Genomic DNA, 22,310 nt, shown 5'->3' on the forward strand with positions numbered 1-22,310 from the left:
GCCATGCATAGTACGCAACGGTCTATTTTTGTTGTGCCCAAAACAATATTAAAACGCCTAAGGCGTTTAATAAAAGGAGCATCGCCAAGTTGCAAAACAGAAACGCCCGCCATTTCCTATTTTCCTCTATTCATTCGGTACCCAAGAAAAATCTACGGTACCGAAAAATATGGTTTTAGCTTTTTTATTTGAACTAAAAATGTGTTTTATTAAGAAGCGTCCCCCTACCACATTCCTTGGCCCATTATGAGAATGCTTCCCAGTTCCTCGATTCGGTCGTACACCTCCAGCCTTTTGTTTGAGTCCTCTCCCAAAAAAGCTTTTAGGCCTGCCAGATCATGTATCCCAAGTGCTCCCCCATCCTCCTCAATCAGCCTGTTTATTTCTTGAAGTATATCCTTACGGCTCATATAATAAGCTCCTCCTGTAATTTATATAGTATTATTATTATCTGCCCATAAGCAAATTTAATTCATATATCTAAAAATAAAAAAGCCCTGCGGCCTCATTTAAAAAGGCGGCAGAGCTAGTATATTAATCTCCGGCTGCTTATACTCCCATTATGTTAAACCCGCAGTCGACATGCATTATCTCCCCGGTTACACCCTTTGACATATTGCTAAGGAAAAATACCGCCGGGCCCCCTAAATCTTCATGGTCTATCCTTCTTCTCAAAGGTGCCTTCTGATCGGCCGAATCCAGTATGCTGTTGAAATCCTTAACTCCTTTTGCGGAAAGAGTTTTTATAGGCCCCGCAGATATGGCATTGACCCTTATTCCTGCAGGCCCCACATCGGAAGCAAGATACCTTACACCCGCCTCTAAAGTCGCCTTGGCCACACCCATTATATTGTAGCCCGGGAATACCTTTTCTGCCCCCATATATGTCAATGTAACAATGCTCCCGCCCTCAGTCATTATGTCCTTGGCCCTCTGGCTTACCGCAGTCAGAGAATACGCGCTGATGTCCATAGCCAGTGCAAATCCGTCCCTTGAGGTGTTTACAAACCCGTTCTGTATATCCTCGCCCTTTGCGTAAGCAATAGCGTGTACTATTCCGTGAATAACTCCATACTTAGCTTTCAGATCCTCGAACAATTTGTCAATCTCCTCATCAGAGGTTATATCGCACTTATAAATTCCCGCCTCCCCAAGCGAAGAAACCAGGCTTTCCACTCCCTCCTTCTCGCGCTCTCCGAGATATGTATATATAAGATTGGCACCCTCCTCATGAGCAGCCTTGGCTATCCCCCATGCGATACTCCATTTGTTCCTTACACCCATTATAAGTATGTTCTTGTTTTTTAACAGTGTGCCCATATAGCTTCCATCCTTTCTTCCTCTTAAAATAAAATATTTCTCCCTTTTAATTATTTCCCCTAATGCCCTTCTCCTTCTATAAATACCTCAATGGACCCCTTAAGAAGATCCCTTTCCAGAGAAAAAAAGAGAAATTTGCCTTCCCTTCTGAATTTAACCAGCCCGCTTCTGGCAAGAACCTTTGCATGGTGCGAAAAGGTGGATTTGCTCAGGCCAAAGCCCGAAATCAGCTCCGCACAGGGCTTATCCCCTTTTAAAAGCTCTCTTATAATGCTAAGTCTTGTCTTATCCGACAAAGCACTGAATATACTCAATGCCCTGTCACTGCTCTTTGTCTCATCCATCCGCTTTATCCTTACAGTTCGATTTCCTTCAAACTATTAATAGTCTATCATATAAAATTAAATTGTCAAGAAGTTATATTACCTGGTCATAAATTGTTTTGTTAATATTTTATTAATACTTACGTTAGACTAAATCAACAAGTATAATATAAGATAGTATTATACTAAGTACTTATGTATATTCTTAGGAAAGGAGAATATTAAAATGAAAAAAAACAAAAAGCTTGTTATGGCCGTAAGCTTTTGTGTGGGATTTGCACTTCTGGGTACAACCGCCTTTGCCGATATAGCGTCAAGAACAGGCTATGACGAATTGAAGGATGCAGCAAAGACAACCGCCGCAGCTCTTGAGGAGAAGGTGCAAAGCTTCACCTTTGAGGCATCCTTTATTTTAAAGGACAACAATCAAGTGCTTTCCTCACAAAGCAGTGTATCAAAAACAGACAACGCAAACCAACGATCAGCACATACTTCGGTATCCCATGAGTTTGACGGTTCTAAGACAGAATCACGTTCATACAGGGATCAAAACTCCCGCATATATTATAACAGCGTAGACGATACCTATTATGTAACGGAATTTACATCCCCTATCAAAAACAGCTCTGTTTTTAACAATCCCTTTGATGAGGAAAGAGCAAAGGATGTGGAAAAGATTATAGACGCGCTTGTAGGGGGGCTTAAGGATTACGTAGTAGTTGACGAAAAGCCCGACGGAAGCCGTGAGCTTTCCGGCTCGTTGAGCGAGGCTCAGATTCCTGCTCTGGTAAACGCTGTTTCTTCCTTCGGGATTAAGCAGATGGTTTCGGAAAGGGTAAGAAGCAATGATTCCATGCCCCTTCCTCAAATAGCGGAGGATATTTTCGTTAAAAGCATAAAAGGAAACGCATTAGTTAATAAGGAGGGAATAGTAGAAAGCGTTCTTGCCTCAGGAATATTGTCAGGCAAGGATAAGGACGGGGTTTCCCACGACCTTACAATGGAAATACTGCTTAAGCTCACCGATATTAACACAACCCTTGTTGAAAAGCCTGATCTGTCCGGTAAGAATGTACAAACACACAAGCAGGCTTCAGAAGATGAGAACAGAATATCGGCAAAGCATATAGGCAAATATAAAAGCGACATTGTAATCGAAAAGGATGGAGTGCCAGTCAAAATTGGAGAAAGAATTATAGATGTTCAAAACGTAGCTGAAAAAACATTGTCCGCAAAATATCATGAGGTCTACAAAGAGGAATATGCCGATGAGTATGGCACTAATATTACCGAATTCAACATTAACGGAGAAATTCAGAATTCTTACAATGTAACCTTTGAATACAAGGATTCCTTCATGGAGCTTTCGGAGATATACTTTGACCCCAGCGGTATAAGGCTTCATCTGGGAGGCAGCTTCTCGGGTTCGTTTGACTCAATGTTTTCAAGAGTCTTTGATTAAGACAGCCCTCTCTGATGTTTTATAATATATTTACCCCTTCCCGGACTGAACCCTTGGGGAGGGGTAATAATAATATTGCAGGGTATAAATTAATTTTGGAGGAAGCAAATGGACAAGAACATGGAAAAGGTTCTGGAGGTAAGCGGGCTTACAAAAACGTATAAAAATAAAAGAGGTATTTACGATATAAACTTTGAAATTTACAGGGGAGAAATTTTCGGCTTTTTAGGCCCCAACGGCGCAGGGAAGACAACTGCAATGAAAATAATGACGGGGCTCATGAGGGCTGACAGCGGAGATGTTAAAATTTTTGGCCACAGCATCCATGACAGCTTTGAATCGGCCATGGAAAAGGTGGGCTGTATTATTGAAACAGTGGAGTCATACCCTTATATGACGGCATACGAAAATCTGAAGCAGGCTTCGAGATACTACAGGGATATTGATGATAAAAGAATAGACGAGGTGCTTGAAATTACAGGCCTTATAAAATATAAAGCCGAAAGAACCAAGAACTTTTCTCTGGGGATGAAGCAAAGGCTTGGAATAGCCTCCTCCATACTGTCCAGACCCGAGCTTGTCATACTGGATGAGCCCTTAAACGGACTGGATGTGGAGGGAATGGTTGAAATGAGAAGGCTTATAAAGCATTTATCGGATACACAGAATTCCACATTTTTAATATCAAGCCACCTTATTCATGATGTGGAGCTGACATGTAATAAAATAGGAATTATACTTGACGGAAAAATGCTAAGTATAGATTACACCGATAACATACTGGCAAACTATGCATCACTGGAAAACTACTTTATAAGCGAGGTGGAACGGAATGGAAGCATTTAAGGCGGCATTGACCAATGAAGTGGAAAAAATGTATAAAAAAAAGAAGGCAGCAGTAATAGTAATAATTTCTCTTGTGGTTATTGTTCTGGGCCAGCTTATGGTGACGGGAATAAGAAACGGGCTTGGCCTTAGAACAGCAGGAGGAACTGAATTTCCCATTCTGGTTCTCTCGGTATTTACCAACACTATACTTCCATTATTTACTGCTCTTGTTACAATAGATGTTTTTGCAGGCGAGTTTTCTCATAATAATATGAAAATTATACTTACCAGACCAATCAGCCGCTTGAAAATTTTCTCTGCAAAGCTGACCGCCGTAGGCTTTTTTGTTTTGGCAAACCTAATTGTGGTTATGCTTCTATCTACACTTACAGGCTTTTTATTTAACTCTGCTTCAATATCGGCAACAGCAATTGCGAGAATACTTATTTCTTATTTTGTTACAGTTATTCCTGTTATGACACTTGCCATTATTATTTCAGTTTTTGCAAATATTTTAAAAAGCGGATCGGCAGTATTTTTTATGTCAATCCTTCTGTATATAGTGCTCAAGGCCTTAGGCTATGTATTTCCACAGTATTCAAGCCTGTTTGTAACCTCGATGCTGGACTGGTACAACCTCTGGATTGCTGACAGTATCCCCGTATTAAAAGCCTTAAGACTGTTTCTCATAATGCTGGGATATTCCATAACAGCCTTTACGGCAGCATTTTATTTGTTTGATAAAAAGGACCTTTAAAGGGTGGGCCTATGCTTTTAAAAAAACGCTTAATTATTTCAAACGCCGCAATTTTTATAATCCCTGTTTTAGTGACAATCGCTTCTGCGCTTGTTCTTGTTTTCATTTCCTCAAGATTTTTAAATATAGATATAGGCCATAGGAATATGAAAAGCATGACACAGCAGCAGTATAACCTGTTTAAGGAGGACAGCAGCTTTATTCAGATGAACTGCGATATGCTTGGAGAAGGAGATTTTCAGGATTATATTTCCTCAAGATTCACCGCTTTAAATGCCGGCATTATAGCGCTAAAAAAGAATGAGGTAATATATTCGACAGAAGACTTCAGCAAAATAGATATAGAAAAGCTTCTGGCTAAAGGAGCAGATCAGCTTTTCAGCAGCTCAGTAACTTTAAACGGCAGCTCGTATATAATGAGGGTGGTTCCCCTTATTTTTAAGGATGGGGCAAACGGCAATGCAATACTGCTTGCGGCTGTGGATAAAGGGGATAAGCTGATGGAGTATATAATAATTTTTACAGCTGTTATTTTTATCGCCTCATTTTTATTGACAAACACCATGCTTTCGTTTGTGCTGTCAAAAAGCATATCAAGCCCCTTAAGAAGGCTTAAGAGGGCCGCAAGTGAAATAAGCCGCGGAAATCTTGCATATGAAATAATTGAGGAAGGTGATGAGGAGATAAGCGAGCTTTGCCGATCATTTGAGCAAATGAGGCTAAAGCTCAAGGATTCCGTCCATACTCAGATAAAATATGATGAAAACAGGAAAATGCTGATATCCAGCATCTCCCATGATCTCAAAACACCCATAACCTCAATAAAAGGATATATAGACGGAATACTTGACGGAGTTGCAAACACTCCTGAAAAAGTCAATAAATACTTAAAAACCATATATTCAAAAGCCTCCCAGATGGATATAATGATAGATGACCTGCTTTTATACTCAAAGCTTGACTTAAGCCAGATGCCTTTTAATTTTGAAAAAACAGACCTCGTAAAATATTTTACCGATTGCGTTATAGAGTGCAGGCCTGAATTGGAAAAGGCAGGTATAGAGCTTAGCTTTTCCAACATGCTTCCAACAGCGGCAGAGGTTCTTATAGACAGGGAGAAGCTAAGGAGAGTAGTGACTAATATAATTGATAACGCACAAAAGTATATGGATAAGCCCAACGGAAAAATTTCCATAATGCTGAGGAGCACAAAATCCAGTACAGTTATTGAAATAAGCGACAACGGTCCAGGTATATCAAAAGACCATCTATCGCACATATTCGACAGGTTCTACCGCGCGGACCTTTCAAGAAGCAGGGTAAACGGAAGCGGCCTGGGCCTTGCTATAGCAAAACAAATAATAGAAGGGCATGGCGGAAGAATATGGGCTAAAAGCCGGGAAAATGAGGGTACAAGCATAATAATTTCACTAAAAAGGCAAATTGGGGAGGCAGGGGACTTAAGCTTATGAAAAAAATACTTATAATTGAAGACGATCAGGGAATAGCCGAATTACAAAGAGATTATCTTGAGGTGGCAGGCTTTTCGGTAAAAATATGTTCCGACGGCATATCGGGTATGCAGAGCATCCAGGACGAAGAGCACGATCTGATAATATTGGATATAATGCTTCCCGGAATGGATGGCCTGAAAATACTTCAAAACGTACGGGATGAAAAGGATGTACCCATTTTGCTGGTATCTGCAAAGAAGGATGAGATAGATAAAATAAAAGGCTTCGGACTTGGCGCCGATGATTATATAACAAAGCCGTTCCTGCCGGGAGAGCTTGTCGCCAGAGCAACCGCCCATATAGAAAAATATGAGAGGCTTAAAAACAAGTACGGGAGCAGCAGCAAGGGACTCACTCTTAATATACGCGGGCTTGAAATACAAAGGGACTCCAGAAGGGTATTTGTAAACGGAAAGGAAGTGAATCTTGCACAAAAAGAATTTGAGCTTCTGTGCTTTATGGCGCAGAATCCAAACAGGGTATTTGACAGGGAATTTTTGTTTGAAAAAATATGGGGCTTGGATTCGCTAGGAGACACTTCAACCGTCACAGTACATGTTGCCAGAATACGGGAAAAAATTGAAGCAAATCCTTCCAATCCCCAATACATTGAAACAGTTTGGGGCGCAGGCTACAGATTCAGGGCCTAGAGCCTCCGCCCCGGCCTGCTATACGTCGGTTATTTTGCTTATATTTTTTATAATAATTGATATAGTACCGTCAGGATTGTTTATAAATTCAACCTTCTGTGCATCATTATAAAAGTTAACAGGGAGGTTGATTTCTATTCCTGTATCTGTCCTTATTTTCTGCCTGCGGAAATTTTTCTCGGCAGCAGTCTCGCTGACCTTTACTATTCTCTCTTCAAGCCCAGCCCTCTCAACATGCTCTATATAGCTCTTTTGCAGGTCATGATTGCCGCTGAAGGCATTTTCGGCCACCTCTATGACATTTATGCCGTTATTCTCATCAATGCTGTCGGACACCGCCCTTCTGATTTCGGCAGTCTTTGCAAAGTCATCCTCAAAGAATTCCTTTCTGAAGTTTTCAGTAGCCTTTTTAAATATCTTGAGCTTTTCCTTTCCGGATAAGCTGCTTGTGCAGTTTAGAAAGAGATTTGAAATATAAAACGCCTTTTCTCCGTTTATATCATATTTTTTTTCAATAAGGCTTATATCCATATTTTGAAGGTTTATCAATATACACTCCTCTATTTTCTGTCCCTCGGGGGCCAATGCTGTTTTCTGCTTTATTATAGAGTTTACGGCTCCCTTATCAATAGCTGTTACGTAGTGTATATAAGAATTCCTGTAATTGAGCTTTAAAATTCCCAGATGCATTATACCATCCATTTCAAGCAGGCAGCACAGCATATCTGCAGAGGGTATATCGGCATTTTTTTTCATAATGCCAAAAAAGATACCTGCCAGCTCACATGTACCCTCCTTAAAATACTCATTATTGTATGCAATTTCCCTGCAAATTTCCCGCACTCTGTTTGTCTCACCGGTAAAGCTTGAAGATTTCAGTCCTTCATCCTTAAGTATTTTAATTACATGCTTTTGTACAAACTCGTCTATCTCACTGTCCTCAGGATGCTCCCCTTCCGAAAGCAACGGCATATGCAAATTGCCGTCAAGTATATGTACAATAAGCTTTTTAACTGAAACTGTGGTTTCTCCGCCCATATAATATCTCCCGTCTGAAAAATTTCTTTAGCAATCTATATTATATGGGTAAACAGCATATTTTTAAATACCCTCATCATTGATTTTATAGTATTTGTTAAGCAGAGTATCAAGCCTTTGGCTTGCCGCGGTAATGTCAGGATCCACCAATTCGCTTTTTTCATGTATCAGCAAATTTAAGGTCTTCTTCATGCTTTCAATTTCATTTTCAAGCTCTTTTCTTTTTTCCATCAAACCCTCACCACTCTGAATCATATTTTTTGAATTACAGAATTTTCAGCTCAGGTTATTTTCTGTTGAATAAGTAATTTATATACTTAATATTAAATTTTTATTATACTATTCCTCTCGAATTAAAGTGCTCCTTGTAGTTAATGTCTACTTTAAGGATATGGGCCGAAATCCAATCTGCTACGAATTCAATCATCTTCATTACGGAATTGCTCTGGTCTTCCTCCATGTCCATTTTTTCCAGCCTCTTAATCTTTTTTATAAAAAAATCATGCTCTATTTTATGAGTCTCATAGTCCTTGTAATTGCTTTCAAGCATGAGTTTTTCCTCATAAGCAAAATGATATACCGTATACTCCTCAAGCTCATTAATAATTGCCACTATTTCGTCATAGTGGTCATATTCATCCTTTAAAGACGCTAAGTCATACAGCCTCGCCGCTATTTCAAAAAGCTTTTTATGCTGATTGTCTATTTCCTCAATATTGCAGCTATAGTTAGCCTTCCATTCAAACATAGGCACTTCTCCCTTATAATCAATCTATTCTATGGGCATTATAAATTTAATTACCCATTTGTCTTTATATTCAAACAACAAATCCGATATATTTATACCTGAAATTGTAAATAAAACGGGTGGCTCTGCCTTAAGCAGTGCGCCACCCGTTTTTAACAGTACCGTCTTTATTTCTCCTCGGAAAATGTCAGCTTGAGATTTTGCTTTTTGCCGTCTCTCACGATTACTATATCCACCGTGTCCCCCGCTTTGTACTTCTTTTTGATAGTATCCACATCCTTCATTGTTTTGACTTCCTTTCCCGCAAGGCTTACAAGCACGTCACCCTTCTTTAAACCGGCATTATACGCCCCGCTTCCCCGAGACACCTCCGTTATATAAATACCTATGGGTATATTGTAAATCTGAGAGAACACCTCCGTTATTTCATTTCCACCTATTCCAATCATGGGCCTTCCCTTAACATAGCCGAACATTATAAGCTGATCTACAATAGGCTTGGCAATGTTGATGGGTATCGCAAACCCCAGCCCCTCTACTCCCGACACCGAAATCTTTGCGGTATTTATGCCTATGACCTTTCCTTGTGAATTGAGCAATGCCCCTCCGCTGTTTCCGGGATTTATGGCGGCATCGGTTTGTATAAGCGTAAGTGTGTTATCTCCTATCGTAACAGTACGATTCATGGCGCTTACTATTCCCGATGTAACCGAACCCATAAACTCTATTCCCAGCGGATTGCCTATTGCCACGGCGAGCTCTCCTACCTGAAGCTTAGAGGAGTCCCCCAGCTCTGCTGGGGTTATGTCGTCCAGATTGATTTTTATCACAGCCAGATCGTTCTGGCTGTCTCCCCCTATAAACTCTGCCTCTACCTGTCTTTTATCGTGGAGAAATACCTCGAGAGTTGTTCTATTGCTTATTCCGCTTTTAGGGTCTGCATTGGATACCACATGATAGTTTGTCATTATATAGCCATCCTCGCTTATAATAACCCCCGAGCCCTCTCCCGAAGATGACGGTATATCATAAAATCTGCTCGACTGGCTTGCTACCGTCGTTCTTATTCCTACAATTGAGGGACTGGCCTTTTTGGCTATTGAGGTAACGGAGGAGCCTTGCGAAAGAACATCATTAAGGGCAATATTTCCCGAGGGATTGCTCACCTTTGTCACACCTGATGCACTTGCCGAAGCAGTATTCCTGACCTCTTCCAGCTCACCTGAAAATTTGGAATATAAAGCTCCACCTACAGCAGCACTCGTAACCAGAGAGGTAATAAGCATTAAGCATATGTAAGTAAAAATTTTGGGGCCTCTCCTTTGTCTCGGCCTGAAATTATTATACTCCCAATTATTATACCCGTTCATATACAAAACCTCCTTATATAAGCACCTTGCATATTTGACAAGGCACCTTTTTTAATTCTATTATCTTATCTTGATTTTAATATTATTATAGGAAATTTTTATGAAGATTTGATGAAAAATCTATGAATACTTTGTTAAGACTTTGTTGCCTTAAAGAAAAGCGGCAGCATATAGTAAAAACATGCTGCCCCCTATGACATATCTATTCTTAAAGCCGTTCACCAAAATTCCGGAAGCAAATCAAAGTGACCTGCATTCCAAAAAAAGGGTCTATCGTACTGTACTAAATATCTATATAGGTGTTAAAATCCAGTCCCCTCATCCTGCAAAATTTCATGACAGCTCCAACCACCTTTTTGCCTCCGCCAACGCCTGTATTCATGACCCGGTATAACTGTGAAGGATTAATATCCAGCTCTCTGGCAAACCTGTTATAGTTGTCGTCGCAATAGGTGTTCATCAGTTCGCGCAATTTTTCTCTTTTAATTTCCATATCATACCTCTCCCAAAATACTTCGATTTCAAAAATTATTATATTATATACTTAAAAAAATGTATAATATTTATAAAGAATCAGATTTCACCCCATATAAACCTTATTTTTATTATAATAGTATACATCTTGTAATTATATGTCAATAGAATTTTGATATTTTTTTCATTTAAATGCTTATTTCTATTATCTAAAGTTTATATCGACATATTTAGCAATAATTTTTATGTTTTAGAAAAAATTAATAGCTTTTTTAATAAAACTGTAATATTATTATATAAGGTGATGTTTATGATTAAAATAACTTACATAAGTGAAGCTGTAACAGCCGCTATAAAAAGAAACATTACTATTGATGATACAAAAGCAGAGCAAATTGAATATGGAATTTATATGGCTGTCTCAGAGGTCATAAAGCTTTCCATATTGATTATTATATCTCTTTTTTTAGGCATATTCCAGTATGTGATTTTAGCCACGGTAATCTTTGGAACACACCGCAGTTTTATCGGCGGAGTCCATGCCAAAACACATATAGGATGCTTTCTCATGCATTCCGGCATAATGCTGGGTGCCGTGTACGCTTCTCTGCTTGTCGAAATTGATAAATTTATTTTGCTTCCTCCCTCATTTCTGTTTTGTATGATAATAATTTATATATATGCTCCCGCCGATATTTTAAATAAGCCTGTAGTCAGTAAAAAGCAAAGAAAAAGACTTCGTACAGGCGGATTCATATTTATGTCTCTGGTTTTTGCGGCAGCCTTGATAGTTCCGCAGGTTTACGCCAGAGTGTTGATTTTTGTCAGTGTTGCAGAGTGTATAACCATGCTCCCCATGGTTTATAGAATAACAGGTAATGAATATGGAGGAAAGGAGGTCAATTAAATATGTCGAACAAAATACTCAGTAAAACAAAAATCCCTTTTTTAACTCTGGTTTCTGCCATAGCCATGCTTGTGGCCGCTTATTCCAGCTCCGCCTGCTTCCTTTGGTTTGCTCACCAGCCCAAGTGCCCGGCCTCATTGATTAAGCAGGACTAATAAAAAAGGGCTCAAAAGCCCTTTTTTATTATAATCTCCTGCTGGAACAGCTTTCCCTCTAAATGAGCGTTATTTAAAACAAATTTATTGTTTTTCAGCCTGTCCTTCACAATCCATAAGCCCATTCCTCTTCCCTGACCCTTTGAAGAATACCCTTTTTCAAAAATCTTCACAATATCAGGGGCCTGTGAAAAAGTATTTTTAATTACTATTCTTATATACTCCTCGTTTTCCTCTATGCTTAAATTGACATATTTCCCATTGCTCTCTGCGGCAGCTTCTATTGCATTATCCAGCAATATTCCCATAATCTCATATAAATCATACATCCTTATGTTTTTAATATCCTCAACCTCGCTATCGGCATCTATCTTAAACTTAACCTCCAGACTCTCCGCATACTCCACCTTTGAAGCTATTACTCCATAAAGCCCTGCATTTTTTATATTAAGCGCGGTGGTGTCGTTAAGCTTATTATTTGTTTCCATCACCTCATTAAAATACTCCATAAGCCTGTCATACTTGCCCATTTTAGCCAGAGCATATAACACATTTAAATTATTGTTGTAGCCATGCTTAAACCTTCTTAAATTATCAAGGGTTTTATCCAATGATTTATTATAAAATTTCTGCTGCTCAAGCTCAATTCTCTGCCTTTCAAACTTGGAGCTCATATTAATATTATAAATCATGTATATAAGGTATGCGGCTATCAGAAATATCAATATCACAAAAGCGGGCGCCCTTGTCTCCAGCCCTACATTAAATATATAAAACCACATAATGACAGCAACAATAACACAGGCTGTCGCAATAGATATTATTATAGGCTTAACGTTTTTAGGAAGATATATATACACCTTAAAGTATTTAAGAATAATCAACATAACAAAGCTCATTGCACAGATAATTAAATTTGAAGAAACAAACGCAATGAAGTCATTAGGAGACGCAAACAGTATATTGCTCATATCAAACATTTTTACATTCTTAAGCACCAAGTATGATATTCCCTCACACACTGCCAGAATTATTGCCAGCATCCCAAACAAAATGAAGCTTTTTTTATATTCTGTATTTATTACATACCTTAACAAAAAAACCGAGGTGGAAAATAAAATAATTGTTTTTATAAATCCCAATTCCGGGTTTAAATATCTTGCGAAATGCGATCCGACACCGTTTATTATTGCAAATGCCGTCAAAAAGAAGGCTACATCCTTTACTGTAAAGGTTCTGGAATAGAAAATCCTTACGAGGAGCAACAGCATAACTCCATAAACAGCAGTAAAAAGTATATTTGCAGTCAACATATCAAATCGCATAATGCAAAAACTCCTTCTTGTAAGTTTTCCCGAGACTGCATCCGTTGCCGTTTTTCAACATAATAATACCTTTGTTGGGATCTACAAAGTCTATATGGTTTACATTTATCCACACTGCCCTGTGGCACTGCTTAAAAATGCCTGCTGGAAGCTGCTTTGCTAAATTTGTAAGAGATTCATATGTTTCAATCCTTCTGTTGTTTGTTACCACTATTGACTTAAACTCAAAGTGCTCAATATATAAAATATCATCTGCGGGGATATGGTAAACAACAGTCCCCGATTTTATTTTGATTACCTCCTGCTTTAAAAGGGAATTAATGTCCATCTCCTTATTAAGCCTCTTTATGCATTTTTCCAGCTCCTCTGAGGTAACAGGCTTTTCAAGGTAATCAAAAGCCCTTACATAAAATGCATCCTTCATATATTGAAGATGTCCTGTAACAAACACTATTTCAGTAGGAATCTTCAGCTTTCTAATCTCCTTTGCAATATACATTCCATTAATGTTCGCATTGAGATTTATGTCAATGATACATACATTTACCTCACACGACTTGACAAAATTCACAAACTCATTTGGGTTCACGGTAGCGCAAACTACCTTGCCTTCCATATCGTTTTTCTTTAATAAAATTTCAATTTCACTTTTATAGTACCTAAGCAAGTCTTTTTCATCTTCAAGTATAGCAAAATCTAATCTCATTTTACGAAAACACCTTTCCCCCAAAATTGTACTTGTATAATTTTATCACATCCTACTTTTATTATCAATTAGGCCATATAAAGGCTTATATTCTTTATTAATGCCATTTGCTTCCGCACAAATCTACATAAAGCTTTCCAAACCGCTATATTTAATACTTATACATGCATATTCTGCATTTATAAACAAAAATCCTCTTTTTGTTACATAAAAATACTAAGAATGAGGCTGCATTACAATTCATGTTAAATCAAAACATTTTAGATCATTATAGCATATGCAGGCTTCCTTGGGTATACACTAACAAAAAAGCATTCTGTCTAAGGCTAAACAGAATGCTTTTTATTATAGCATCAATAAGAATTTTTGTAAGATAGCTGCACCTTAATGATAGCTTAAAATATCATTCTTACTCTGTAAGCTTCAATCCAAAGGCAGGATCATATCCTCGCATCCCCAGATCATGGTGTGGCAGCAAATAACGCCATATAAAACCGCTCTACTCGACTATCTTAATGAGCTTTATAAAATCCTCTGCTCGGTCAATCCTTTTTATTATACCATATTTTTTATTGAAATCTCTATCTTTTTGCTTCTTAGGGATATTCCTATAAAAATCCTCTATTATTCTCTTGATTTCATTTTTAAACTCCTCTATACAGTTTAATGGGTCTGAAGGAGTAAAATCCAAATCAAGATCCTCATTTATAAACTTTATTCCGCTTTCGGTACGTTCAAGCTTTACCTCTATCCCTGCTTTATTATACTTAATTAACCTCCTTGAAAGATTAATGCTTCCAAGCTGTTCAATATCCATTGCCGTACCGCAGGCAATACATATAAACATGCTCTCCGACAGCCTGTTTCCAAGAGAATTCAATCCGCATTCGGGACAGGTATAGAAAAGACCCACTGGACTCGTTTGCACAGGAGGGGAAAATCCCTTGTGTACCAGCTTGTATTTTAATATCTCACACAGTTTGTTATAGCTCCGGCAATTCATCGCCGGGACATGCCCCAAGCCTTCGCTGTCAACCCATTGAAGTTTGTCTCCCTTATTTGTAAATGTATGCATTATTAGCTGACAGGAATTCTTCAATACAATCCCTTCAATAGCATTTGCTATTTTATGAATATCACCGGGTATTATATCTCCTGTTTTTTCATGCCGCACATCCCCATTTATACTCCCTGAATCCAGAACATCTCCCTTAAGATTTACCACGGTATAGTTGACTGCATGTTTTATGCCCCTGGCCACACCCATGTATGAAGCAGGCTTTATCCTTTGCATACAACCGATGTCTACGCTTATGGAAAGGAAATACTCATTTTTTCTTTTCATAAGCCTCGCCGTTTTAAGTATACCTGGGTTATTTACTGCTCTTTTAAGATATTCCTCCTGCCATCTCCCAAAGGAAAGAGGAACCAGTATAAACCTTTCAGGTCTTCCTGTACCCACATATATCTCTTCACTCTTATGAATGTATTGCAATTTCCTTTCTTTATTGGTGTTTGTAACCGCTCTGTCATTGCTTTTTACATTCATCATGTAGAATTTCGCAAAGTACCTGTTGTTTTCAGCGTCATAAAGCAGGCAATAGTCTCTGTTTAAGGCATATCTGCAGAAAAAAACAGGCTTTAGAAGAGAGGTCTTGTCACTTAGCTTATCAATGTCCTTTTCACATTCCTCAAGCGTCTTTTTTCCCTCGGTAAGCTGCCGCATAATAAGGCTATACCTCTCCTCCGACGCACAGGGGTCCAAATAGGCGACAGGATATCCGGCATCATTTTGTATTTCTCTAAGTCTGAGATAGCTTGCCATAGTCATTCCGAAATCCATCTTTAAAGAGTCCTTAAAGCACTCAACTCCAAACCGGTTAAGCTCCTTGCTTATATCCTTATCCACCCATTTTTGTATATTCGATGCTCTGTAATTTCCTCTTGCATCCCTGTATTTTTTCTGCATCTCGTCAATCTGCCCATAAGCCTTATCCAATAGGAATTGATAGGCAAGAGTATAGTTTGTCATAGCCTCATCAATAATTCCCGACTTTCTCTTGCCGGGCTTATGAAGCTTGAGAGTTATTGTGCGCATAGCCATATTAACTCACTCCTCTGCCTCCATTTCCATTTCTTTGTTTATTTCTGGCCATATGCCTTTATATATATTTCTTCTAATTCCTTAACCAGAGGCAGCTTGGGATTGGCAGTGGTGCACTGATCCTCAAAGGCTTTGTCGGCAAGCTCGGCAACCTTGCTCATAAATGTATTCTTATCTACCTTGCAGGCAGCTATGGTCATCGGCACATTAACCTCCGTCATTAAATCCCTTATTGCCTTTACAAGGCTGCTTACACCCTCCTCCGGGGTAGCTGCGGGTAATCCCAGAGCTCTGGCAATCTCCGCAAACCTTTTGTCGGCTATAAACGTCTCATACTTGGGGAATGACGCAAATTTTGAAGGCTTTAATGCATTATATTCTATTACATGGGGTAAAAGCACTGCGTTAGCCCTTCCGTGCGGTATATGGAACTCTCCTCCAAGCTTATGCGCAAGGCTGTGATTTATCCCCAAAAATGCATTTGTAAACGCCATACCGGCTATGCATGAGGCGTTATGCATTTTTTCTCTGGCTACAAGATCATCCCCGTTTTTATAAGCTCTTGGCAGGTATTCAAAAACCAACTGAATGGCCTTAATAGCAAGCCCGTCCGTGAAGTCGGAGGCCATAACCGATACATATGCCTCTATTGCATGTGTGAGAACATCCATTCCAGTGTCCGCTGTCACCGATGCCGGAACGCTCTTTACAAAATCAGGGTCGATAATAGCAACATCGGGGGTAAGCTCATAATCCGCAAGAGGGTATTTTACATTTTTGTTTTTATCGGTTATAACCGCAAAGGAGGTAACCTCTGAGCCTGTGCCTGAGGTTGTGGGTATGGCTACCATCTTGCACTTGTTTCCGAGCTTGGGGAATTTATATACTCTTTTCCTTATATCCATAAACTTCAGCCTCAAAGAGCTAAAATCGGTTTCAGGGTGCTCATGGAAAAGCCACATTCCCTTAGCCGCATCCATGGCCGATCCCCCTCCGAGTGCAATAATTACATCGGGCTTGAATTTGTTCATCATGTCACAGCCCCTCATAATAGTGTCTACAGAAGGATCTGGCTCAACCTCTGAAAATATTTCACAGTGTACGTACTCCTGTCTTTTTCTCAAATAGTACAGCACCCTGTCCACATAGCCCAGCTTCACCATAAATGGATCGGTTACAATAAATGCCTTTGAAATATCGGGCATTTTTTCAAGGTATTGAGTCGAACCGTACTGGAAATATATTTTTTCAGGAATTTTAAACCACTGCATATTAACTCTTCTCCTTGCCACTCTCTTTTTATTTATCAAATTTACGGCAGATACATTGGCAGTTGTAGAATTTCTTCCGAATGAGCCGCAGCCCAGAGTCAGCGACGGCATGTTTGTATTATATATGTCCCCTATGGCTCCATGCGTTGAAGGGGAATTAATAATCAGCCTTCCCGCTTTAATCCTCTTTGAAAATTCCTCAATAACCTTTTCATCTTGAGAATGAATTACCGCAGAATGTCCCATTCCCCCGAATTCGACCATTTCCTCGGCCCTTTTTATTCCCTCCGCTGAATTTTCAACGGTATAATAGGCTAAAATGGGACTCAGCTTTTCGCGCGAAAGAGGGTATTTAGGTCCCACTCCCTTTAAGTGCGCCAGAAGTATTTTTGTGTCCTCCGGCACATCAACTCCCGCCATCTTGGCTATGACATGGGCAGATTGCCCTACAACGGCAGGGTTCATCGCACACTTCGCTTCATCTATTGCCAGCTTGTCGACCTTGGAGATTTCATCCTTATTAAGGAAGTAGCACTTATTCTCCTTCATGAAGGCCTCGAATTCCTTTGAAATATCCTTATCTACAATAACAGCCTGCTCAGACGCACATATCATGCCGTTATCAAAGGTCTTTGAAAGCATAAGATCTGTCGCAGCTCTCTTTACATCCGATGTTTTTTCAATATAACAGGGTACATTTCCAGGTCCCACGCCAAGAGCCGGCTTTCCTGTGCTGTATGCCGCCTGCACCATTGCCGCTCCTCCCGTTGCAAGGATAAGCGCTACTCCGGGGTGATTCATTAAAAGCCGTGTAGCTTCAAGCGAGGGAACTTCTATCCACTGTATACAGTTCTCAGGTGCTCCCTCCCCTATAGCGGCATCCCTTACAATTCGCGCCGCCTCGGTACTGCACTTCTGAGCAGAGGGATGAAATGCAAATATTACAGGATTTCTTGTCTTTATTGAAATTATGGATTTAAACATAGTAGTGGATGTGGGATTTGTTACGGGAGTCAAAGCAGCAACAATTCCTACAGGCTCAGCCACCTCCACATAGTCCTCGAATTCATTCTCATTAATAACACCTACGGTTTTGTCGTACTTTATGCTGTGGTACACGTATTCGGTGGAGAATATATTTTTAGTAATCTTATCCTCGTATACTCCTCTTCCCGTTTCGGTAACAGCCATCTTTGCAAGCATCATGTGCTCATCCAGCCCGCCCATTGCCATTGCCTTTACTATCCTGTCCACCTGTTCCTGATCCATATCCATAAATTTGTCCAGAGCCACCTGCGCTTTTGCCACCAGAGCGTCTATAGTGGCTTTTACATTTTCCTGTTTTACATTTTCAACATTTTTACCAGTCATAATTATGATCCTCCTTCATTGTATGATTGCTAATTATTTAACACAAGCAGATTTATTATTTTTTAATACTAAAGCGTACACATAATAAAATTGAAGAAAAAATTCCAGCAAGTAATTAACTCACCCCTAGCCCCTCTCTTTTCAAAAGAGGGGAACAAGGTTTTTGTTTCTCCCCCTCTTTTGAAAAGAGAGGGGGGCGGGGGGTGAGTATATTATTTAATAATACTCAATTTCTACCTGCTTGCCTACGCTTTGCAGGCACTCGGCCATTTCTTCCACAAGCTTCAGCTTAATACTAAGCGCGAGAGGAAATTCGGGGTTCTGATGAGCGGGATTCATAGCCCTTCCCACATAAAAGCTTATGTTTGTGCTTTCATTAAGAAGTATCCTTGTAAGCCTTGATGCCCCATCCTCCTTATTCAGCTTGAGAAAATCCTGTATTGTCCCTTCTAAAGACAGGCACTTCTTCATATATTCTAAAGCCCTTCCAAGCGTCAGCACTCCTTCTGTAGTGAGATCAATACCTTCTATTTCGGCCGTTGGAGGTATGGATGGGTTAAAATAATTAAAGTTAGTAGATATTTCCTTCCCAAGCTCTCTGCTTAATATCTGTGATGTAGTTCCTCCGCAAACCACCTTTTTGCCCTCACAGTCCATAAATTTTTCCACTACCCTGCCGTCATCCGCCCTGTCAACGGGAGGCCCCACCATTACACTTACTCTCAAGGGCTTTCTTATCTTGACCGAAACCACTGTTGTATCGTCACCGGGCTTCTGCATGTAAAGGTTTTCACAGACCGACAGCAAAAGCTTTGTCATGTTCTTTGAGGTAAGCCCATTGTTATATGTCCTCTGGACATATTCCGACACATTCTCCCACTGCCATCCAAGATTAAGTATTCCCCCTATTCCGGCATGTATTACACCATCGCTTATCATAATAAACATATCTTCGGCATTAACAATGAATCTGCTTTCCTTTACGAGCTTTCCGTTTATTTCTCTCTCCTGTGTGGGAATTTCAAAAACCTTTCCTCTTTTTACGCACAGCACCGAGGGATTGTCAAACTCTGCCAGATATGCCTCCCCGGAATTAAACACCTGAAGTATTGAAAAGGTGGAATATGCGATCCCTCTCTCCTTGCATACCGGCAGAGTACTGGCTATTGTCTCCACAGCCTCCTCTATGCCCGATCCCTTCATAAGCATAGTGCCTATAATTTTGCTTGTAAGAGTTGCAAGAATATTTGCCTTAACTCCACTGCCAAGCCCATCGGCAAGCACTACTATTACTGAATCCTTATCCCTTAAGATTTCTACCTTGTCTCCGCACAGCTCCTCATTGTATTTGTTTATGCTTTCGTAGCTTGCATCTATAAATAAGCTCATTTCATCTCACCCATATCAGACAGTATTGACTTTTTGAGCTTGGTCAAAATCATTTTTGTCTCCGCAGTCGTCTCTCCCAGTAAGCTTGCTATTTCCTGCGCCACCCTCATTTGCTTTTCTATTACGCTCTGCGCAATTTCCACTGTCTGCGAGCGCACCTTGTACATTTGCTGCTGCTGATTTTCCTCTTTAGTAATATCCTTAATTACTGCAATAATAATTTTATGCTCTTTTACAAAAAGAACCGACTGCTCTACTGTTTTATCATACCTTTCATAGTAGTACTTTTTATCAATTATATTTTCTCCTGTTTCACAGACAGTCTGAAAATCAGGACATTCCAAAAATTTATATATGCTTTTTCCTACCGCGTCAGTGTCCTTGAGATAGAATAACTCTTTTGCAGAGGCATTTACCTCCTGTATTGCAAGGCTTGTATCCATTGCTATTATGGCGTTTGGAGTTGAATTAATTATTATATTGGAAAAAGACTCCGCCCTCTCCCTCATATAAGGAAGACACATGTGCAGTTCGGCTTTGCCGTTATATACAGCTATTGCCTTGTCTCTGCAGGTAGAATACCCACATGCGCCGCAGTTTAGCTCCCTGTCTTTGTCAACCTTTCCTATTGCGCTTAAAATTTCTCTGATTTTTTCCTCATCCGGGATAGAATATTTTCTCGTTCTGGGTATAAATTTTTTACTCAGAGAAACCCTTGCATCCTCTACAATCTCAGAGCCCCCGTCCTTTGGAGCCTTTTTTACATATCCTATAAGCCTGTCTCTTGATTCGATAAAGCCTCCGTCTAAAGACCTTATGCAAGGGCCTCCAAGACATCCTCCCGTACAACTGTTCATTTCCACAAAATAATTGCTTATGCTTCCTTCTTTTATAAAATCAAGTATGCTTATACATCTGTCCACTCCGTCTATGCTGATGCATCTGTAGTTCTTTCTTGCCTCTATGTCCAGAGTTTTTATTATGCCTCCGGGAGCAGGATAAAAGCGTGCCGTTGAATTTTTTATCCTGTTTATGTCACTGATATCATCTATATCAAAGCCGACACCGTCAGTCTCCATCCACCATTCAAGCTCCTCAAAAGTTATAACAGCATCTACAACTCCGTCATTTTGTAAATCACTGCATTCCTCTTTTTTGGAAATGCAGGGTCCTATAAATACCACTCTTATCCTTGAACCGTAAATGTTTTTCATCATTTTTGCATGAGCTATCATTGGAGAAACTACCGGTGCCAGCTGGTTTATCAATTCCGGGTAGTATTTCTGAACCAGAAATACTATTGAAGGACAGGCAGTAGTAATAATATTTTTCATCTTCTTTTCTCTCATGAGCCTGTCGTATTCAAGCGAAACCTGAACAGCTCCTATAGCTGTTTCCTCAACATTTGTAAATCCCAGTCTTTTTAAAATTCCAAATATTTTTTTTGCGTCCGAATCGGAAAAGGCCGAAATAAAGGATGGTGCTATACTGGCATAAACCTTTTCATTCTTATTTATAAAGGACTTGACCTTATGGACATCGCTTTTAACACTTTTGGCATTCTGCGGACATACAGTAAGACACCTCCCGCACAACATACAATCATCCTGTACAATCTGGGCCTGTTCATTATTAAAAGCAATTGCCTTAACAGGACAGCTTCTTATACACTTATAGCAATTTTTGCAATTAGCTTCCTTAAATTGTATAATGCTCATAATAATGTTCCCCCATAAAAACTATAGCTTTTTACACCCCATACTTAAAAAACACTTCCCGGAAGGATAATTATTATTTCTCAAGCCCTAAGCTTGCAACCTGTCCATAATGCATTCTTTGAACTTTGTCTCAATGTTCGCAAGCGTAAGGTCTTCAATAAAATCCTCCCCTACTTTTACAGAAACACCCTTAGTACAATGCCCCAGACAAAATGACGCTTTAATTTCAATCCTATTATCAAGATTATTCTCCCTTATAAGCCTTTGAAAGGTTTTTATCACGTAATAGGAGCCTTTTAAATGACAGGAGCTTCCAACACATATATATACCTGCAACACATTGTACCTCCGCTTTAAATAATACCATTGACAATTATTTAACAATATCAGTTTACCACTTTGTTAAATAATTGTCAATCATTTTTTCTAGCAATCAGAGTAAAATTTATCAATGTCCAGAAGACACCATCTGGGGACATTGGCTTGAAAATAAAGCGGCAACGTCATGGGAGCGGAACGCCACAGGGGGCGTCAGGCTGTGTGAATACTCTAAAATTGTTTGGAAAATTGCAGCCTGCCACCGCTGCGGCATCATGGGGTACGGTTCTTCTGCTTTCCTTTCAGTCCTACGCTGCGCTACGGAAGCATAAGAACAACCATGACTTTTTGACACAGAAGAATGCATGAAAATCTTTGTTTTCACATTAGCCGTACTTGCACTTTTTTATACTCACCCCCCTGCCCCCTCTCTTTCCAAAAGAGGGGGAGAAAGGAAGCTCCAAACAGGAAAAAGTATAGGTAAAAATTAGCTCCCCTCTTTTGAAAAGAGAGGGGCCGGGGGTGAGTTAATTCTTTACCCGGATTTTTCTTTGTTTTCACA

Annotated in this window: 23 protein-coding genes; 8 read left to right on the forward strand and 15 right to left on the reverse strand. The window is 39.6% G+C overall.

Going from position 1 to position 22,310, the window contains the following annotated elements:
* Nucleotides 1–224: 224 nt before the first annotated feature.
* From DFR58_RS19320 to DFR58_RS19330, 3 genes are all read right to left on the reverse strand, one after another.
* Entirely contained in the window at nt 225–410 is a 186-nt protein-coding gene (locus DFR58_RS19320) for a hypothetical protein (protein WP_114299757.1), read from the reverse strand.
* A gap of 139 nt (nt 411–549) precedes the next feature.
* A complete protein-coding gene (locus tag DFR58_RS19325) occupies nt 550–1,320 on the reverse strand; it encodes an enoyl-ACP reductase FabI (protein ID WP_114299759.1) in 771 nt (256 codons plus the stop codon).
* Nucleotides 1,321–1,379: 59 nt separating this feature from the next.
* A complete protein-coding gene (locus tag DFR58_RS19330) occupies nt 1,380–1,664 on the reverse strand; it encodes an ArsR/SmtB family transcription factor (RefSeq protein ID WP_114299761.1) in 285 nt (94 codons plus the stop codon).
* Nucleotides 1,665–1,869: 205 nt separating this feature from the next.
* Between DFR58_RS19330 and DFR58_RS19335 the strand changes: the two genes are divergently transcribed.
* From DFR58_RS19335 to DFR58_RS19355, 5 genes are all read left to right on the forward strand, one after another.
* Complete coding sequence (locus DFR58_RS19335) at nt 1,870–3,105, forward strand: hypothetical protein (protein ID WP_114299763.1); 1,236 nt, start codon at nt 1,870–1,872, stop codon at nt 3,103–3,105.
* Between the two features lie 120 nt (nt 3,106–3,225).
* Complete coding sequence (locus DFR58_RS19340; RefSeq protein WP_114299808.1) at nt 3,226–3,951, forward strand: ABC transporter ATP-binding protein; 726 nt, start codon at nt 3,226–3,228, stop codon at nt 3,949–3,951.
* Nucleotides 3,938–4,690 carry an ABC transporter permease gene (locus tag DFR58_RS19345; protein ID WP_114299765.1) on the forward strand — a complete coding sequence of 251 codons (753 nt, stop codon included), beginning with the start codon at nt 3,938–3,940 and terminating at the stop codon, nt 4,688–4,690. The genes DFR58_RS19340 and DFR58_RS19345 overlap by 14 nt, the downstream gene beginning before the upstream one ends.
* An 11-nt stretch (nt 4,691–4,701) precedes the next feature.
* Nucleotides 4,702–6,162, forward strand: coding sequence for a sensor histidine kinase (locus tag DFR58_RS19350; protein WP_114299767.1), 1,461 nt, complete (start codon nt 4,702–4,704; stop codon nt 6,160–6,162).
* Complete coding sequence (locus DFR58_RS19355; RefSeq protein ID WP_114299769.1) at nt 6,159–6,854, forward strand: response regulator transcription factor; 696 nt, start codon at nt 6,159–6,161, stop codon at nt 6,852–6,854. Before DFR58_RS19350 ends, DFR58_RS19355 begins: the two co-directional genes overlap by 4 nt.
* A gap of 18 nt (nt 6,855–6,872) precedes the next feature.
* Here DFR58_RS19355 and DFR58_RS19360 read toward each other — a convergent pair whose 3' ends face one another.
* From DFR58_RS19360 to DFR58_RS19380, 5 genes are all read right to left on the reverse strand, one after another.
* Nucleotides 6,873–7,892, reverse strand: coding sequence for a nucleoid-associated protein (locus DFR58_RS19360; protein WP_114299771.1), 1,020 nt, complete (start codon nt 7,890–7,892; stop codon nt 6,873–6,875).
* A gap of 63 nt (nt 7,893–7,955) precedes the next feature.
* Entirely contained in the window at nt 7,956–8,123 is a 168-nt protein-coding gene (locus tag DFR58_RS19365) for an aspartyl-phosphate phosphatase Spo0E family protein (protein ID WP_114299773.1), read from the reverse strand.
* A 103-nt stretch (nt 8,124–8,226) separates the two neighbouring features.
* Nucleotides 8,227–8,640 (reverse strand): bacteriohemerythrin, encoded by a 414-nt coding sequence (locus DFR58_RS19370; protein WP_114299775.1) that lies wholly within the window; start codon nt 8,638–8,640, stop codon nt 8,227–8,229.
* Nucleotides 8,641–8,807: 167 nt separating this feature from the next.
* Entirely contained in the window at nt 8,808–10,010 is a 1,203-nt protein-coding gene (locus tag DFR58_RS19375) for a S1C family serine protease (protein ID WP_242987736.1), read from the reverse strand.
* Between the two features lie 283 nt (nt 10,011–10,293).
* Nucleotides 10,294–10,503, reverse strand: coding sequence for a hypothetical protein (locus DFR58_RS19380; protein WP_114299777.1), 210 nt, complete (start codon nt 10,501–10,503; stop codon nt 10,294–10,296).
* 291 nt (nt 10,504–10,794) lie between these two features.
* Here DFR58_RS19380 and DFR58_RS19385 point away from each other — a divergent pair, with 291 nt between their 5' ends.
* Both DFR58_RS19385 and DFR58_RS19390 read left to right on the forward strand, forming a co-directional pair.
* Entirely contained in the window at nt 10,795–11,391 is a 597-nt protein-coding gene (locus DFR58_RS19385; protein ID WP_170138235.1) for an accessory gene regulator ArgB-like protein, read from the forward strand.
* 2 nt (nt 11,392–11,393) lie between these two features.
* Nucleotides 11,394–11,546, forward strand: coding sequence for a cyclic lactone autoinducer peptide (locus DFR58_RS19390; protein ID WP_114299781.1), 153 nt, complete (start codon nt 11,394–11,396; stop codon nt 11,544–11,546).
* Between the two features lie 11 nt (nt 11,547–11,557).
* Here DFR58_RS19390 and DFR58_RS19395 read toward each other — a convergent pair whose 3' ends face one another.
* The 7 genes from DFR58_RS19395 to DFR58_RS19425 form a co-directional block, all read right to left on the reverse strand.
* A complete protein-coding gene (locus tag DFR58_RS19395; protein WP_114299783.1) occupies nt 11,558–12,871 on the reverse strand; it encodes a sensor histidine kinase in 1,314 nt (437 codons plus the stop codon).
* Entirely contained in the window at nt 12,861–13,577 is a 717-nt protein-coding gene (locus DFR58_RS19400) for a LytR/AlgR family response regulator transcription factor (protein ID WP_114299785.1), read from the reverse strand. The genes DFR58_RS19395 and DFR58_RS19400 overlap by 11 nt, the downstream gene beginning before the upstream one ends.
* A gap of 499 nt (nt 13,578–14,076) precedes the next feature.
* Nucleotides 14,077–15,681, reverse strand: a complete 1,605-nt coding sequence (locus DFR58_RS19405) for a transposase (protein WP_114299787.1) — start codon at nt 15,679–15,681, stop codon at nt 14,077–14,079.
* A gap of 38 nt (nt 15,682–15,719) precedes the next feature.
* On the reverse strand, nt 15,720–18,323 hold the full coding sequence (gene adhE / locus DFR58_RS19410; RefSeq protein WP_114299789.1) for a bifunctional acetaldehyde-CoA/alcohol dehydrogenase: 2,604 nt from the start codon (nt 18,321–18,323) through the stop codon (nt 15,720–15,722).
* A 216-nt stretch (nt 18,324–18,539) separates the two neighbouring features.
* Nucleotides 18,540–19,712, reverse strand: coding sequence for a SpoIIE family protein phosphatase (locus tag DFR58_RS19415; protein WP_114299791.1), 1,173 nt, complete (start codon nt 19,710–19,712; stop codon nt 18,540–18,542).
* On the reverse strand, nt 19,709–21,430 hold the full coding sequence (locus DFR58_RS19420; RefSeq protein WP_114299793.1) for a [Fe-Fe] hydrogenase large subunit C-terminal domain-containing protein: 1,722 nt from the start codon (nt 21,428–21,430) through the stop codon (nt 19,709–19,711). Before DFR58_RS19420 ends, DFR58_RS19415 begins: the two co-directional genes overlap by 4 nt.
* An 87-nt stretch (nt 21,431–21,517) precedes the next feature.
* The gene (locus DFR58_RS19425; protein ID WP_114299795.1) at nt 21,518–21,769 is read right to left on the reverse strand and encodes a (2Fe-2S) ferredoxin domain-containing protein; all 252 of its coding nucleotides are present in this window, start codon (nt 21,767–21,769) and stop codon (nt 21,518–21,520) included.
* Between the two features lie 201 nt (nt 21,770–21,970).
* On the opposite strand from DFR58_RS19425, the gene DFR58_RS21985 reads away from it, so the two are divergent.
* Complete coding sequence (locus DFR58_RS21985) at nt 21,971–22,117, forward strand: hypothetical protein (protein WP_170138236.1); 147 nt, start codon at nt 21,971–21,973, stop codon at nt 22,115–22,117.
* Nucleotides 22,118–22,310 lie beyond the last annotated feature (193 nt).

The organism is Anaerobacterium chartisolvens, assembly GCF_003337415.1.
Lineage (GTDB): Bacteria > Bacillota > Clostridia > Acetivibrionales > DSM-27016 > Anaerobacterium > Anaerobacterium chartisolvens.